This window comes from Pseudarthrobacter sp. C1 (genome assembly GCF_034720455.1).
In the GTDB taxonomy this organism is placed as follows: Bacteria; Actinomycetota; Actinomycetes; order Actinomycetales; family Micrococcaceae; genus Arthrobacter.
Window position 1 is genome coordinate 571,466 of the sequence record NZ_JAYESK010000001.1, and the last position, 14,753, is coordinate 586,218.

Consider the following 14,753-nt stretch of genomic DNA (forward strand, 5'->3'; position numbering starts at 1 on the left):
TCCCTTATGAGCATTGTTCCCGCCGCCACCAGCGCCACCAAGAAGAGCCGCCCGCAGGTCAACCTCGCAGTTCTGCGCCGGGAACAGCTCTCGCCCCACATGGTACGGATTGTTGCCGGCGGGGACGGTTTTGCGGACTTCGTCAACAACGGCTTCGTTGACCGGTACGTAAAAATTGTCTTCCCGCAACCGGGCGTCGCCTACCCCTCCCCGCTGGATCTGTGGAGCATCCGCGAGAGCATGCCGCGGGAACAATGGCCTTTCACGCGCACGTACACGCTCCGCTGGGTGGATCCCCTGGCCAGGGAGCTCGCCATCGATTTTGTGGTCCACGGCGACGAAGGGCTGGCAGGACCGTGGGCGGCGAAGGCCCGGCCGGGCGACATTCTGACCTTCACCGGTCCGGGAGGGGCGTACAACCCTGCCCCGGACGCTGACTGGTACCTGTTCGCCGGGGACGAGGCGGCGTTGCCCGCCATTGCGGCGTGCATAGAGTCGTTGCCGGCTGAAGCCGCCGGCCTCGCCTTCCTTGAGGTCGATTCCGACGCCGACATGCAGCAGATTGCCGCCCCCGCAGGAGTGAAGCTCCACTGGCTGTTCCGTCGAGGCGTCCCTGCGGGCGAAAGCGGCCTGCTGGTGCAGGCGGTGGCAGGGGCGGACTGGCCCGCTGGCCGGGTGGACGTTTTTGCCCACGGCGAGCGCGGCTACATGAAGGCGCTGCGTGATGTGCTCTTTGTACAGCGCGGCCTTGAACGCAAGCAGGTGTCCCTGTCCGGTTACTGGGCGAAAGGCCGTGTTGAGGACGATTTCCAGGCGGAGAAGAAATTGCCCGTAGGGCAGATCTGAACAGGAAGATCCAGCCAGGCAGATCCTGGCAGCCGGTCAGCGGCGGCGGGCGCGGCGCCGCTCGTTGCTGGCAAGGCTGCGGGTCAGCGGCCGCGCCAGCGTGTCGCCAAGGACGATCCCGCCGGCCGTTCCCAGGACAATGGCTCCGGCGTTGAGCATCCCGCCGGCACCCAGCAGGATCTCGGCTTCCTCGATGGTGAGCACGTACATGGACCGGAAGATGGTGAGGCCCGGAAGCAGGATCAGCGCTGCGGGCACGGCCACCACCAGCTGGGGGGCACCCATCCTCAGGGCAACGACGCGGGCCAGCAGGCCGATGGCCACTGCGGCCAGGGCGGGAGAGAACCGGTCCCCGATGCCCAGCAGTCCGCCGCCCAGCAGCACGAAGTAGCCGGCCACCCCCACCGCCGCGGTGGGGAGCAGGAGCCGCCAGCTGGTTTGTTCCGTGACCCCGATGGCCATCACCGCCACGGCAACAAGGATGACCAGCACCCACAGGTCGTAGGCCGGCGGAAAGGTCTGCGTCACGTCAATGCGCTGCATGCCGGTCAGTTCCCCGACCACGAAGGCGACGGCGATGCCTGCCACGATGGCTCCAAAGGTGAGCAGCGTGGACAGGAACCGTCCCGCGGCCGTAACAGGGAAGCCGTTGATGGCGTCCTGCACTGAGGACACGAGGCGTCCCGTGGGCAGGAGCAGGAGGATGCCTCCCACCACCACGATGGCCGGCGATGTTGTCAGGCCGAACTGCCAGAGGACCAGCGCCAATTGCGTCACCACAAAAGAGCAGCTGGCCGTTATGAAGAAGTCGGGAACCCGCCACCGGCCCAGCTGGCGGGCCAGCAGGCTCACTCCGATGTTGGCTGCGAACGCTATGGCAGAGGACACCGGTCCGCCGCCCAGCACGGCAACGAATGCCGCTGCGAAAACGCCGAACGCCGCCGTCACCATCCAGCGCGGGAACGGCTTGGGGCTGGTGATGGCCTCGTCCAGGCGTCGGATTGCCTCGTCCCGGCCCACTCCCCCGGCGACGATGTCGGTCACCAGCTGGTGGACCTTGGCCAGGCCGGCGTAGTTGTTGGTCCAGGAGCGGACCACACGCAGCAGTGCGATGGGTGTCTGGTCCTTAGGGGCGTAGTTGATGCCAACGGACTGGTTGGTGATGTCCACCTCGATGTTCTTCAGCCCCAGGGCGGCGGTGACGGCAATGATGCTGGTCTCCACTTCCAGGGCACCCGCACCATAGCGGAACATGGTTTCTGCCAGGTGCAGGGCGAAGTCCAGGGTCTTGCGGGCGGAGGTGTCCACCCCTCCCACCTGGATCGTGGGATTCGCGTAGGGGCTGCCGGTGAGCCTGTCCACGATGCTCAGGGGAGCCGTGGGCGGGTTTTCACCCTGGACCAGGCGACGCAGCATTCTCCTGGCCGCAGCGTTTTGCCGCAGCTGGGAGGGAGTCAGCGGCTCGGTCTTGGGCAGGCCGTCCGTGTTCGGCCTGGCCTTCGGGGATCCGGCGCCGGGGCGCTCGGGTCGCTCAGTCATTGTCCCTCCTCCCGTTGTGGTGGTGTGCAGGCGGCGTCAGGCGGAGCGCTTCAGCGGCAGCTTGCCCAGCACGACGCGTGCGGCGCCTGCTGCCATCCGGGCCAGCTTGTTGGCGTGGAACACGGCGGGCCGGACGGGCAGCACGAAGTCGCCCAGGAGCTGCACCACTTCCCCGCCGAAGCCCTTCTTGAAGGCGTAGCCCCCGTGGCCTTCCTCGTCCTGGCCGGAGATGCCGAACGTCCCGTAGAAGTTGTACCTCGGGTACCCCTTTTCGAGGGCGTGGAGCATCATTCCCCAGTACAGCGAGGTAGCGCCGTTGAAGTAGATGTAGTCCTGCACCGTGCCGCCGATGACGCAGACCACCTCGTCGCCGTAGCAGACGAAGTGGATGGCGGCCACCGTGGCCACGCCCACCGAGTCGGGAAAGCGTTCGATGTCCTTCAGGCTTCGCTCGTAGCTGTCCACCAGGTCCTGGACCACTTTGAGGCGGTTGTTCTTCTTTTTGCTGCCTGTCTCCGCCACCTCCTCGCGCAGTTCATCAGCGGTGGCCGATTCCGCCGCAAGCCGCTCCGTGATGGACTTCCGGTAGGCGGGGATGTCGATCTTGGCCATCATGAGCTTGGTGAACTCAGGCGACGTGGTGCTGAGCAGCTGCTCGTAGTAGGCGCGTTCCCGGTAAACAAAGCCCTTTTCGTCACCGGCCCGGCTCAGGGCGCCGTAGAACTCGTCCAGGGTGTCCAGGGTGGCCTGTTCCAGGAAGACGCCGTTCTTTTCGGCCTTCCGAATGGCCTTCCGGGTCCGATAGCTGGTGCCCATGATCAGTTCTTCCGCGTCCTGGATGCCTTCCAGGTTCTTGATGAACATCCAGTTCACGTTCACGAAGTTCATGGCCAGGCCCTGGTGCCGGAAGCCCAGCCCGCCGAGCTGTGCCACCAGCGGCCTGTTGTCCTCGATCTCGGGATGCTCGGCACCATCGGCGTCACGCGCAATGTACCTGAGGTTCGGGGAGATCCGCAGTTCGGCGGCCTTGCGCTCCGCCGCGCGTTTGCGGAGGAGTCCGACGACGGCACGCACCAGGTCAGGGTCCGTGTAGTCCATCAGGGGTCCCTTGGCGCATTCGCAGACTGTGTACCCCAGCCGGGTGGTGGTGTAGTTCAGTTTCCCTGCTGCAACCAGTTCGCCGTGCTGCCGGACCCCGAAAAGCTCCACCTGCTGTCCTCTGGCGCGCTGGAACCGGGCAAAGTCAACGGACTGGAGAAAGCTGTTCTGCGGGTGCTTCAGCGCGAACTGCTCGAATTCGGCATCGCTGAGCACGGCGAACTGGAGATCGGCGGCGGGGACTGCATTCAAGGAGTTACCTTCTTCACGGATAAGAGGCTTGGCAAATGGCGGGCGGCGGGCGAGGTCGGTCGGGATGGGCAGGGCAGCCGGCGGGGGCGCTCCTGCTCGCGGTCAGTAGAACTGCTGGCCGGTGCGGGCGGTTTCGATCCGGCGGAAGACCTTCTCTGCTCCGTTGACCCAGAGCCGGTGACTCAAGGGCGAGAGAACGTAGTCGTGGCATCCCACGAAGTCGGTGACCGTCTTGGTGAAGCTGGTCTTGAACATGCCCATGCCGTACAGGTTGTGGGTCTTGTCCTTGATCCGGGAAGCCGGCGGGGTCCCGCAGAAGTCGTATTCCGTGCAGCCCAGCTCCTGCATGCGGCGGATGGCGGCCCACTGCACCAGGTGGGAATCACCGTATTGCTTGCGGTTTTGGGTCGAACCGCCGTCCTTATAGGTGGCTTTGGCCCCGTAATTGATGACGAAGGCTCCCACGCTGGGCTTTCCGTCCTCGTAGGTGAAGAAGAAACTGCCCTGGCCCCGGTTGCAGAATTCGTCCCAGAAGGCTGCGTAGTACTCGTAGCTGCGCAGGGGCATGGAGCCCTTGGCCTTGACGGTGTCGGCCATGAGGTCATAAAGGGCCCGGTAGGTTTCCGGGCCGTGTTCTTCGCGGACCACTTCGCAGCCTTCCCGCTCAGCGCGGCGGATGGCGTTGCGGGCGCGGGAGGAGATGGCCTTGAACACTGCCTCTTCCGGTCCGGAGATGTCCAGCAGGGCCGTGGAGTCGTTGGACTGGATGTTGGGTGCCTTGACCAGGCCTGCGTCTTGCAGGTGGGCCTGGGCCTCGTCGGAGTCGACGACGTCCGGCTCGATCTTGATGGTGAAGACGTTGAGCTTCCGGCTACGGACGAAAGCCGCACAGGCTTCCAGCGCTGCTTTCAGGTCATCAGCTGCTGCCAGGTCCGGGCCCTTGATGAGGTACCAAAGCCGGCCGAGCAGCGGGAAACTCTTTTCGAGTACCAGGTTGTAGCTGGCGGTTGCCGCGTTCTCCAGCACCAGGAACCGGACTTTCCAGCCGCTGGCGTTCTTGACTGAGGCATATGCGGCGGACTGCAGCATGTTGCCGCCGTTGGGATTGGCCGTGACGTGCTTGTCCCAGTTTTCAATTTCCTCGGCGGTGGCGAATCGTGCGGTGAATTCTCGCAAGGGGGCCGTGTCCAATCGGTTTCGTGCGCGGTTCGGTACTCGTGTCTGCGTGCGGACATGCAGCCTCAAGTCTAAAGCCTGATGCCGTCCCGGCTTTTCAGCAGCCGGCCCGTGCCTGCCGTGGCCCGTGCCCTTGACTCGGGTGGACCGGTTGGCAAGGGTGGAGGCATGCAGCCGAACCGTGAAGAGTCGTCATCCCCGCCGGATGCAAGCGACCAGCCGTACAGCGCGCGGGTCCAGGCAGCGGTGCTGGCCGGATTCCTGGCGGCATCCTTCCTGGTGGCCGGGCTCGGCGGATTCTCCACCATTGACAACGTGAACGGATGGTACGCCACGGCTGACAAGGCGCCCTGGTCCCCGCCCAACTGGCTCTTCGGCCCGGTATGGACCCTGCTCTACACAGCCATGGCGGTGGCTGCCTGGCTTGTGTGGCGGAAGAGGGCTCCCAAGACCAGGCCGGCGTTAACGGCCTACGCGGTCCAGCTGGGCCTGAACCTTGCCTGGACTCCGGTGTTCTTCGGCCTGTATCCCGCTATGGGTACGGCTGCCCTGTGGCTGGCCATGGCCATTATCGTGGCCCTGATCGCCGCGGTCACGGTAACTGTCCTCTACTTCGGCCCCATCAGCCGGACCGCGGGACTGCTGCTGCTCCCCTACATTGCCTGGCTGGTCTTTGCGTCCACCTTGAACTGGTGGGCTGCGGCCCACAACTGAAGGTCCACGCTGTCAGCATTCGACGACGTTGACGGCGAGGCCGCCCATGGCCGTTTCCTTGTATTTGGAGCTCATGTCCTTGCCGGTCTCGCGCATGGTCACGATGACCTCATCCAGCGAAACCCGGTGCGAACCGTCGCCCCAAAGCGCCATCTTCGCCGCGTTGATCGCCTTCGCCGCCGCGATCGCGTTCCGTTCAATGCAGGGCACCTGCACCAGGCCCCCGATCGGATCACAGGTCAGGCCCAGGTTGTGCTCCATCGCGATCTCCGCGGCGTTCTCCACCTGCGCCGGAGTCCCGCCCATCACCTCCGCCAGCCCGGCGGCGGCCATCGACGACGCCGAGCCCACCTCACCCTGGCAGCCCACCTCAGCCCCCGAAATCGACGCCTGCTCCTTGTACAGGACCCCCACCGCGCCCGCTGCGAGCAGGAACTTCACCACCACATCCTCCCGGTCCGCCCGGGACGCGTTCTCCATCCCCGGCGCGAAATGCAGCGCGTAATACAGCACCGCCGGGATGATCCCCGCCGCCCCGTTCGTCGGCGCCGTGACCACCCGCCCGCCCGAGGCGTTCTCCTCATTGACCGCCAGGGCGATCAAATTAACCCACTCCTGCCAATACTTCGGATCATGGAACTCNCCGCCGCCCCGTTCGTCGGCGCCGTGACCACCCGCCCGCCCGAGGCGTTCTCCTCATTGACCGCCAGGGCGATCAAATTAACCCACTCCTGCCAATACTTCGGATCATGAAACTCCCCGGCCCCGTCGCCTTCGTCCTCGGACCCGGCCGGCCGGGCGCTTTCCTTCCGCAGCCGGTCATACCAGTCCGGGGCCCGGCGGCGGACCTTCAACCCGCCCGGCAGCACCCCCTCACGCTTCAGCGACGCGGCCACACACCCCTCCATCACCGAATAGATATGCAGCAGGCCCGCCCGGATCTCCCCCGGGGTGCGGCTGTCCTCCTCGTTCACCCGCATCACATCACTGATGCCCAGCCCCGTCTCCCGGCAATGCTCCAGCAACTCCGCCGCGGTCCGGAACGGCAACGGCAGCTCCTTCTTGGACACCTCCAGCTCCAGCTGGGCCGCGTCCTCCTCACCCTCACGGACAATGAACCCGCCGCCCACCGAAAAGAACGTCGCCGCATGCAAAACCTCGCCCGACGCGTCGGAAACCGTGAACGTCATCCCGTTCGTGTGCCGCGGCAGGACAGTCAACGGCCGCAGCACCATATCCTTCACCCCATACGGCAACGCCACCGCACCGGCCAGCTGCAGCAACCCCGTCTCCGCGATCGCCGCCAGCCGCTCCTCCACCTCCTCCGGCAAAATCAACTCCGGATGAAATCCCTCCAAACCCAGCAAAATGGCCGTCATCGTCCCATGCCCATGGCCCGTCGCCGCCAACGACCCATACAAATCCACCCGCAACGACGCCACCCCCGCCAGCACCCCCGAAGCCTTCAGCTCCTCAGCAAAAACAGCAGCAGCCCGCATCGGCCCCACAGTATGAGAACTCGAAGGTCCGATCCCAATGGAAAACAGATCAAAGACGCCAACGGCCATGGTGGGATTCCTAACGAGACGTGTAATGGGTGGGTGGAGCGTCACCAAGGCGACGTGGGCACGAGCGCCGGCGGAGCCGGGCTTTTCGGAAGCGTGCGTCAGAGGCGAGGAACGAGCCAGCACGCGTGAAAAGTCCGGTCCGCCGGTCCCGAAGCCAGCCACGGAGCAGCACGCGGAGGATGCCGCTCCCACCGGGCCAAAGGTGACCACGGGGAGGCGCCCTACCTGGCGCGTTTATAGAACGGCAGGTCGACGACTTCGAACGGCTCTGCCTTACCTCGCAGGTCGATATCCAGGGTGGTGCCAACAGCGGTGAACTCAACGTCCACGTAGGCCATGGCAATGGGGTACCCCAGGGTGGGTGAGGGCTGGCCGGAGGTGACTTCGCCTACCACTTTGCCGTCCTTGAGGACCGGATAGTGGGCCCGGCCTGCACGGCGGCCGAGTCCCTTGAGCCCGACGAGCCTTCGGCCTGTGGTGGAGCCGGCGCCGGCGCCGGCGTCCTTCTTCGCGGCGAGCGCCGCCTTCCCCACGAAGTCGCCTTCCTTGGACAGTGCGACGACGGGTCCCAGGCCTGCGGCGAAGGGATCGCCCTGCAGGGAGAGCTCATTCCCGTAGAGCGGCATGCCTGCCTCAAGCCGGAGTGAGTCGCGTGAGGCCAGCCCGGCGGGGGTCAGCTCCCCGTCCTCGGCAATGGCGATGAGTGCCTGCCACAGGCCGGTGGCGTCGTCGTTGGACACGAAGATCTCAAACCCGTCCTCGCCGGTGTAGCCGGTGCGGGCGAGCAGCAAATCCAGTCCGGCGCCGCCCACCAGGAACGGAACCTCGACGGCGGCATAGTACTTCAGTTCCGTCACCTGGCTGTGCCGGGCTGCGGGGACCAGCCGGAGCAGCAGTTCCTGCGCCGCGGGGCCTTGGACGGCGATCAGTGACGTCACGGCGGAGGCGTCATTCACCTCCACGTCGAACCCGGCAGCCCGCTTGGAAAGCTCAGCAGCCACCACTGCGGCGTTGCCGGCGTTGGGGACCACCAGGAAGCGGTCGGTACTGCCTTCTGCGCTGCCGGCGGTTGCGGGACGTCGGTACGTGATGAGGTCGTCGATGATGCCGCCGTCCTCATTGCAGATCAGAGAGTACTTGGCCTTGCCCACCGGCATGGCGGAGATCTTTCCCACCAGCGCGTAGTCCAGGAAGGCGGCCGCGTCCCGCCCGGTCACCCAGACTTCGCCCATGTGCGAGAGGTCGAACAGGCCGGCGCTCTTCCGGACGGCGTGGTGTTCGGCGAGCTCGGAGCTGTACTTGAGCGGCATCTGCCAGCCGCCGAAGTCGGTGAAGGATGCCCCCAGCTTCTTGTGCTCGTCGTACAGGGCAGTGTGCTTCTCAGCCATGGAGCGTGTCCTTAGTTTTCGAACTCGGAAAGCGGCGGGCAGGAGCAGATCAGGTTCCGGTCCCCCGCTGCGCCGTCGATGCGGCCGACCGGCGGGAAGTACTTGTCCTGCTTAAGCGATTTCACCGGGAATACGGCCTGCTCGCGGGGGTAGGCGCGGTCCCAGTCGCTGCTGATCGCCGCCGCGGCCGTGTGCGGAGCGTTCCGGAGCGGGCTCTCTGCAACAGTGAAGTCACCGTCCGCCACCTGGTCGATTTCGGCGCGGATCGCGATCATGGCCTCGATGAAGCGGTCGATTTCCCCGAGGTCCTCGGACTCCGTGGGCTCCACCATGAGCGTCCCCGCGACGGGGAAGGCCAGGGTGGGGGCGTGGAAGCCGTAGTCGATGAGCCGCTTGGCCACGTCCTCGGCCGTGACCCCGGTCCGTGCCGTGAGCTCGCGCAGGTCAAGGATGCACTCGTGTGCCACAAGCCCGCCTTCGCCGGTGTAGAGGACCGGGAAGAAATCGTTCAGGCGGGCTGCGACGTAGTTCGCTGCCAGCAGCGCGGACTTGGTGGCCTCGGTGAGTCCGTGGCCGCCCATCAGCTTCACGTACGCCCAGGAAATGGGGAGCACGCCCGCGGAGCCGTACTTTGACGCCGAGATCGGCACGTCGTTGCCTTCGGTCCAGGTGGCGGCGTTGCCGGGCATGAACGGTGCCAGGTGTGCCTTGGCAGCAACGGGCCCGACGCCGGGTCCGCCGCCGCCGTGCGGGATGCAGAAGGTCTTGTGCAGGTTCAGGTGCGAAACGTCGCCGCCGAACTTGCCCGGCTGCGCCAGCCCGACAAGCGCGTTGAGGTTGGCGCCGTCGATGTATACCTGGCCGCCGGCTGCGTGGACGGCGTCGCAGACTTCACGGACGTCGGCGTCGTACACCCCGTGAGTGGACGGGTACGTGATCATGATGCAGGACAGGGCATCCTTGTTGGCTTCGATCTTGGCGTACAGGTCAGTGTGGTCAATGGTTCCGTCCGGTGCCGTGGCCACCACCACCACCTTCATGCCGGCCAGGACTGCGGACGCGGCGTTCGTGCCGTGCGCCGAGGCCGGGATCAGGCAGACCTTGCGCTGCTGGTCCCCGCGGGAGTGGTGGTAGCCGCGGATCGCCAGCAGTCCGGCGAGCTCGCCCTGCGAGCCGGCGTTGGGCTGGATGGACACCTGGTCGTACCCGGTGATCTCGGTCAGCTGCGCCTCGAGGTCGGCAATCAGTTCGCGCCAGCCCTCCGTCTGGGAGTCCGGGGCGAACGGGTGGATGGAGGCGAACTCCGGCCAGGAGATGGCTTCCATCTCGGCCGTGGCGTTCAGCTTCATGGTGCAGGAGCCCAGCGGGATCATGGTGCGGTCCAGCGCAAGGTCACGGTCCGAAAGCTTCCTGATGTAGCGCAGCAGCTGGGTTTCGGAACGGTGCGTGTTGAACACCGGGTGCTGCAGGTACGCGGAGGAACGCACGACGGCGGCATCCAGCGCGAATTCTCCCTCGCCGTCCGCGGCGGCCGGGACGCCGAAGGCCTCCAGCACCCCGGCGGCAATTTCTGATGTTGTCGTTTCATCGGCGGAGAAGCCCACCGTGTCCGCGTCGATGAGGCGCAGGTTGATGCCCGTGGCTTCGGCGGCAGCGACGATCCCGGCAGCCTTGCCCGGCACGGAGACGGTGACGGTGTCGAAGAAACTGGTGTGCAGCACGTCCAAACCGGCGGCCTTGAGGGACGCGGCCAGCATCTTCGCGTGGGAGTGTGCTGACTGGGCGATCGCCTTCAGGCCCTCCGGGCCGTGGTACACGGCGTACATCGAAGCCACGATGGCCAGCAACGCCTGGGCGGTGCAGATGTTGGACGTGGCCTTCTCGCGGCGGATGTGCTGCTCGCGGGTCTGGAGTGCCAAGCGGTAGGCGGGAACGCCGGCATTGTCCTTCGAGACACCGACGAGGCGGCCCGGCATGGAGCGTTCGAGGCCCTTCTGCACAGCCATGTAGGCCGCGTGCGGGCCGCCGTAGAACAGCGGGACGCCGAAGCGCTGGGCGGAGCCCACGGCGATGTCCGCGCCCTGCTCGCCGGGAGGCGTGATGAGGGTGAGGGCCAGGAGGTCGGCGGCCACGGTCACCAGCGCCCCGCGGCTCTTGGCGTCGGCAATCACTGCGGCGTGGTCAAAGACGCGGCCGGAAGCGCCCGGCTGCTGGAGCACCACACCATTGATGGCGCCGTCGGGAAGTCCGTTGGAAAGGTCGGCCACTTCCACCTCGAAGCCCAGTGCCTCTGCCCGTCCCCTCACGATGGCAATGGTCTGCGGCAGGCAGTCGGCATCCAGCACAGTCTTGCCGTCCCGGGCATCTGCGTTCTTATTGGCCCGCCGCATCATCAGCACGGCCTCGGCCACGGCCGTTGCTTCGTCCAGCAGGGAGGCATTGGCGATGGGCAGGCCCACCAGGTCCTGCACCATGGTCTGGAAGTTCAGCAGCGCCTCGAGCCGGCCCTGGGAAATCTCCGGCTGGTACGGGGTGTAGGCGGTGTACCACGCCGGGCCCTCGAGGATGTTGCGGCGGATCACCGGCGGCGTGACGGTGTCGTAGTAGCCCTGGCCGATCATCTGCACCGCGGTCTTGTTCTTGCCGGCCAGCCGGCGGAGCTCAGTGAGGGCCTCCACCTCGCTCAGCGCACCTGCCAGTTCCAGCGCAGAGTCCTGCCGGATGTCCTTGGGGACGGCGGTATCAACCAGCGCGTCCACGGTGTCGTAGCCCACGGCCTTGAGCATGGTTTCGACGTCGGCCTTGCGCCTTGCGCCGATGTGCCGGTCAACAAAGGTGGCGGCAGAAGCGGGTTCGGCAGTTGCCGGGGTGGCAGTGGCCGGAACGGCGGAGGCCGGAGATACAGTCACGAGGAACTCCATAACTAAGGCGGCGCAGGATACGCCGCATCGATTCGGGTCCTCCCCGCTCTGTATCTGTACCTGAGAGTTTCCGCGTTGCCTGAACACGCGGGCACCGCTTGCACCGTCGGTGAGCACGTCAGTCAAGGGATCCGGGGAACGGACCTCAAAGCGGACGGCGTGCTGCTTTCCAGAGGTGCCTCGCCGCGGCGGTACATGGGCCTGTGAGATTCCTGGGGAGGTATTGCTCCTACGGCGCCTGCTTGTACCTTCTGGCAGAACTCTCCCGCCGCAGATCAAAGGCTATTCATTTGGGTTGTCTCTGGCGCACGGGTAACGGCCCGCACACAGCACAATTCTCCTATGCCGCGGGCCCGGGGGCAAATGTCAGCTAGCCCCGTAGCCGTTCCACGGCTGACAGGAGTTCCGCCACGTCCGCCTGCCTGCTCCCCGCCTTCCCGGACGGCCCGCTTTCCCACATGGCGTTGAAGTACAGCCCGTCCCCCATGTACAGCACTGCCTTTGCCATGGGCGTGCCCACGTCCTGCCCGATAAGCTCCAGCCATTGCTGCTGGATGGCGGCGAAGCGGCGGCGGGCTTCCTCGTGGGCCACCTCCGCCAGCCGCGTCACGGCCACAAAGGAGCGGTCCATCGGAGTATCGGACCACAGCGACGACTTGATGAAGTATGCCGCCGCCCCCTCCGGTGCGGAGGCCATGGCGGCGAGGTCCTCCCCTGCCAGGCGGTCCAGCCGTTCAAGGGTGGCGGCGATCAGCGCTTCCTTGTTGGGGAAGTGGTACAGGAGGCCCCCCTTGGAGACGCCCGCGCGCTTGGCCACCGCGTCCAGGGTGGCAGCCCGCTCCCCCACGTCGATCAGGAGTTCTTCGAAGGCATCCAGGACGGCATCTCGCGCAACGGGTTTTCTGGCCATGGTTCCCATCATGCATGGTCACGAACCTGTTTTTTAACTGTACCGTCCAGACGGTATAGTTAAAGCATGATCATGCCCGCCGCCTCTCAACAGAGCACCATCCGCCCGGCTCCAACCGCATTGCCCGCGCCAGGCCTGCCCGGGGGCAGCTGGCGCGACTGGCTGGCGCTGGGCCTGCTGATGTTCCCGGTCCTGCTGGTAGCCGTGGACAACACGGCCCTGACCTTCGCCCTGCCTGCCATTGCCGCCGCCCTCCGCACCTCGGGGGTAGAACTGCTGTGGATTGTGGACGCCTACCCGCTGGTGCTGGCCGGGCTGCTGGTTGCCATGGGAAGCCTGGGCGACAGGATCGGCCGGCGCCGCCTGCTGGTCATCGGCAGCATCGGCTTTGCCGCAGTCTCGGCAGCAACCGCTTTTGCCCCCAGCGCCGGATGGCTCATCGCAGGCAGGGCATTCCTTGGCTTCTTCGGCGCCATGCTGATGCCCGCCACGCTGTCCCTGATCCGCAACATCTTCCCGGACCCCAACCGGCGGAGGTTGGCCATCGCCATCTGGGCCGCCGGATTCTCGGGCGGCGCCGCACTGGGGCCCATCCTTGGCGGGTGGCTGGTGGAACAGTTCTGGTGGGGAGCCGTACTCCTGGTGGCAGTGCCCATCATGCTGCCGCTCCTGACCCTGGGCCCGGCCTTCATCCCGGAGTCCAGGGACCCGTCACCGGGGAAGGTGGACGTGCCCAGCATCCTGCTCTCCCTGTTCACCATGGTTCCCATGGTTTACGGGATCAAGGACCTGGCCACCGAAGGCCCGGGTGCCACAGCCCTCGGAACCATGGCGCTCGGCCTGGCAATGGGCGCGGCCTTCGTACGCAGGCAGCAGCGGCTGCACAGTCCACTGCTGGACCTGTCCCTGTTCCGGAACAGGGTGTTCAGCATGGCCATCACTGCCAATATCCTGGCCCTGTTTTCATTCAACGGCTTTATCCTCTTCCTCGCCCAGCACCTCCAGCTCATTGAAGGCATGTCCCCCTCGGCTGCCGGAATGGCCATGGTCCCGGCACTGGCGGCCACCATGGTGTCGGGCCTTGCCGTGGTGCCGGCGGTGAGGAAAGTACGGCCGGGCTTCGTGGTGGCGGCAGGACTCGCCATGAGCGCCGCCGGCTACAGCATGGTGGCTTTCGGAAGCACCGGGGGCGGGCCCGCGCTGCTACTCGGCGCGCTGCTGGTCCTTGCACTGGGCGTGGGGACGGCAGAGACCATCTCCAACGATCTCATCCTGGGAAGCGTGCCGCCGGAAAAGTCCGGGGCGGCGGCAGCGATTTCCGAGACGGGGTACGAAATTGGCGCCGTTTTGGGAACCGCCGTGCTGGGTTCCATCCTCACAGCTTCCTACCAGCACAACCTGCGGCTTCCGGCCGGCCTCGCAGAAACCGCCCCCGCCCAAAGCACCGCGCACGCCCGAGAGACCCTCGCTGGAGCCATGGAACTGGCAGCCGGCCTGCCGGGCCCCATGGCCAGCACCCTCCGGCAGGCCGCCGGCTCGGCCTTCGAGTCAGGGGTGCACGTCACCGCAGCGATTGGGCTGGTACTGATGGCGACGGCGGCAGTCCTCGCCGCCGTCGTACTCCGGAAGGTGCCCAAGGCAGCCAGCTGAAGGCCGCAGGCGTGCCCCCGCCGGTGACAGCAAAGCGCCCGCAGCCGGAGCGTGTGGCTCCGGCCGCGGGCGCCGGGCAGGCCGCTTCGCCGCGGGTGCTGCTACTTAGAGTCCGGCGCCGTTACGCTCGCGGTGGGCTTCATGGTTTCAGCATTGACCATCCAGGCGAACTGCTCCAGCTTGGCGATGAACTCGTGCAGCAGGTCCGCGGTGGTGGGATCCTCTTCATCCACCTCATCGTGAACCTTGCGCATGGTGCCAACGGCAGCCTCAAGGGCAGCCACGATCCGCTCGATCGCATCCTTGGTGCTGATCAGGCCGTCAGGGAACTGGGCCAGGCTGGTGGACCCGGCCACGGTGGAGCTGCGGCCGTCAGGCAGGGCGTGGAGGGCCCGCATCCGCTCGGCGGTGTCGTCGGCGAACTGGCGGGCGGCGTCAACGATCTCATCCAGCTGCAGGTGGAGGTCGCGGAAGTTGGTTCCCACAATATTCCAGTGTGCCTGCTTGCCCTGGATGTGCAGTTCAATCAGGTCGGCGAGCACGGCCTGCAGGTTGTTGGTCAGTGTCGGTGAAGCTTTCATGCATCCTCCTCAATTGGTCCAGTAAGCCCGACGCTACCAGCACCAGCGGGCACGGCCGAGGGCTCGCGGGGAATTTCTCAGTGAGCTTACTAAATCGCTCACAACCGAAA

Annotated in this window: 10 protein-coding genes, 2 pseudogenes and 1 riboswitch; of the genes and pseudogenes, 3 read left to right on the forward strand and 9 right to left on the reverse strand. The window is 66.1% G+C overall.

The annotated features are described in order from the left end of the window. Window positions 1–6 precede the first annotated feature (6 nt). On the forward strand, window positions 7–846 hold the full coding sequence (locus U7114_RS02505; protein ID WP_321215396.1) for a siderophore-interacting protein: 840 nt from the start codon (window positions 7–9) through the stop codon (window positions 844–846). Window positions 847–882: 36 nt separating this feature from the next. On the opposite strand, the gene U7114_RS02510 is transcribed toward U7114_RS02505, so the two are convergent. The 3 genes from U7114_RS02510 to U7114_RS02520 all read right to left on the reverse strand — a co-directional run bounded on the left by U7114_RS02510 (window position 883) and on the right by U7114_RS02520 (window position 4,911). Further along, window positions 883–2,385: a threonine/serine exporter family protein gene (locus U7114_RS02510; RefSeq protein WP_323056468.1), complete on the reverse strand. Its 1,503-nt coding sequence runs from the start codon at window positions 2,383–2,385 to the stop codon at window positions 883–885. Window positions 2,386–2,421: 36 nt separating this feature from the next. Beyond that, on the reverse strand, window positions 2,422–3,735 hold the full coding sequence (locus U7114_RS02515; protein WP_323056469.1) for a peptidoglycan bridge formation glycyltransferase FemA/FemB family protein: 1,314 nt from the start codon (window positions 3,733–3,735) through the stop codon (window positions 2,422–2,424). A 102-nt stretch (window positions 3,736–3,837) separates the two neighbouring features. Next, a complete protein-coding gene (locus tag U7114_RS02520; protein WP_323056470.1) occupies window positions 3,838–4,911 on the reverse strand; it encodes a lipid II:glycine glycyltransferase FemX in 1,074 nt (357 codons plus the stop codon). A gap of 168 nt (window positions 4,912–5,079) precedes the next feature. On the opposite strand from U7114_RS02520, the gene U7114_RS02525 reads away from it, so the two are divergent. Then, window positions 5,080–5,625 (forward strand): TspO/MBR family protein, encoded by a 546-nt coding sequence (locus U7114_RS02525; RefSeq protein ID WP_323056471.1) that lies wholly within the window; start codon window positions 5,080–5,082, stop codon window positions 5,623–5,625. Between the two features lie 12 nt (window positions 5,626–5,637). On the opposite strand, the pseudogene U7114_RS02530 reads toward U7114_RS02525, so the two are convergent. From U7114_RS02530 to U7114_RS02550, 5 genes and pseudogenes are all read right to left on the reverse strand, one after another. Continuing rightward, window positions 5,638–6,261, reverse strand: a pseudogene (locus tag U7114_RS02530) (L-serine ammonia-lyase); the annotation flags it as partial. A gap of 20 nt (window positions 6,262–6,281) precedes the next feature. Then, a pseudogene (locus U7114_RS02535) lies at window positions 6,282–7,193 on the reverse strand (serine dehydratase beta chain); the annotation flags it as partial. 221 nt (window positions 7,194–7,414) lie between these two features. Beyond that, complete coding sequence (gcvT, locus tag U7114_RS02540) at window positions 7,415–8,581, reverse strand: glycine cleavage system aminomethyltransferase GcvT (protein WP_323056472.1); 1,167 nt, start codon at window positions 8,579–8,581, stop codon at window positions 7,415–7,417. Between the two features lie 11 nt (window positions 8,582–8,592). Next, entirely contained in the window at window positions 8,593–11,502 is a 2,910-nt protein-coding gene (gene gcvP, locus U7114_RS02545; protein WP_323056473.1) for an aminomethyl-transferring glycine dehydrogenase, read from the reverse strand. Window positions 11,503–11,681: 179 nt separating this feature from the next. After that, window positions 11,682–11,780: riboswitch (glycine riboswitch) on the reverse strand. 92 nt (window positions 11,781–11,872) lie between these two features. Next, window positions 11,873–12,412, reverse strand: a complete 540-nt coding sequence (locus tag U7114_RS02550) for a TetR/AcrR family transcriptional regulator (protein ID WP_157239061.1) — start codon at window positions 12,410–12,412, stop codon at window positions 11,873–11,875. 72 nt (window positions 12,413–12,484) lie between these two features. On the opposite strand from U7114_RS02550, the gene U7114_RS02555 reads away from it, so the two are divergent. Next, on the forward strand, window positions 12,485–14,062 hold the full coding sequence (locus U7114_RS02555; RefSeq protein ID WP_416235537.1) for an MFS transporter: 1,578 nt from the start codon (window positions 12,485–12,487) through the stop codon (window positions 14,060–14,062). A 101-nt stretch (window positions 14,063–14,163) separates the two neighbouring features. On the opposite strand, the gene U7114_RS02560 is transcribed toward U7114_RS02555, so the two are convergent. After that, window positions 14,164–14,643, reverse strand: coding sequence for a Dps family protein (locus U7114_RS02560; protein WP_157239065.1), 480 nt, complete (start codon window positions 14,641–14,643; stop codon window positions 14,164–14,166). Window positions 14,644–14,753 lie beyond the last annotated feature (110 nt).

Coding starts and splice junctions, on each gene's coding strand:
- U7114_RS02505 (WP_321215396.1), top strand. CDS start 7: ATGAGCATTGTTCCCGCCGCCACCAGCGCCACCAAGAAGAGCCGCCCG.
- U7114_RS02510 (WP_323056468.1), bottom strand. CDS start 2,385: ATGACTGAGCGACCCGAGCGCCCCGGCGCCGGATCCCCGAAGGCCAGG.
- U7114_RS02525 (WP_323056471.1), top strand. CDS start 5,080: ATGCAGCCGAACCGTGAAGAGTCGTCATCCCCGCCGGATGCAAGCGAC.
- gcvT (WP_323056472.1), bottom strand. CDS start 8,581: ATGGCTGAGAAGCACACTGCCCTGTACGACGAGCACAAGAAGCTGGGG.
- gcvP (WP_323056473.1), bottom strand. CDS start 11,502: ATGGAGTTCCTCGTGACTGTATCTCCGGCCTCCGCCGTTCCGGCCACT.
- U7114_RS02550 (WP_157239061.1), bottom strand. CDS start 12,412: ATGGCCAGAAAACCCGTTGCGCGAGATGCCGTCCTGGATGCCTTCGAA.
- U7114_RS02555 (WP_416235537.1), top strand. CDS start 12,485: ATGCCCGCCGCCTCTCAACAGAGCACCATCCGCCCGGCTCCAACCGCA.
- U7114_RS02560 (WP_157239065.1), bottom strand. CDS start 14,643: ATGAAAGCTTCACCGACACTGACCAACAACCTGCAGGCCGTGCTCGCC.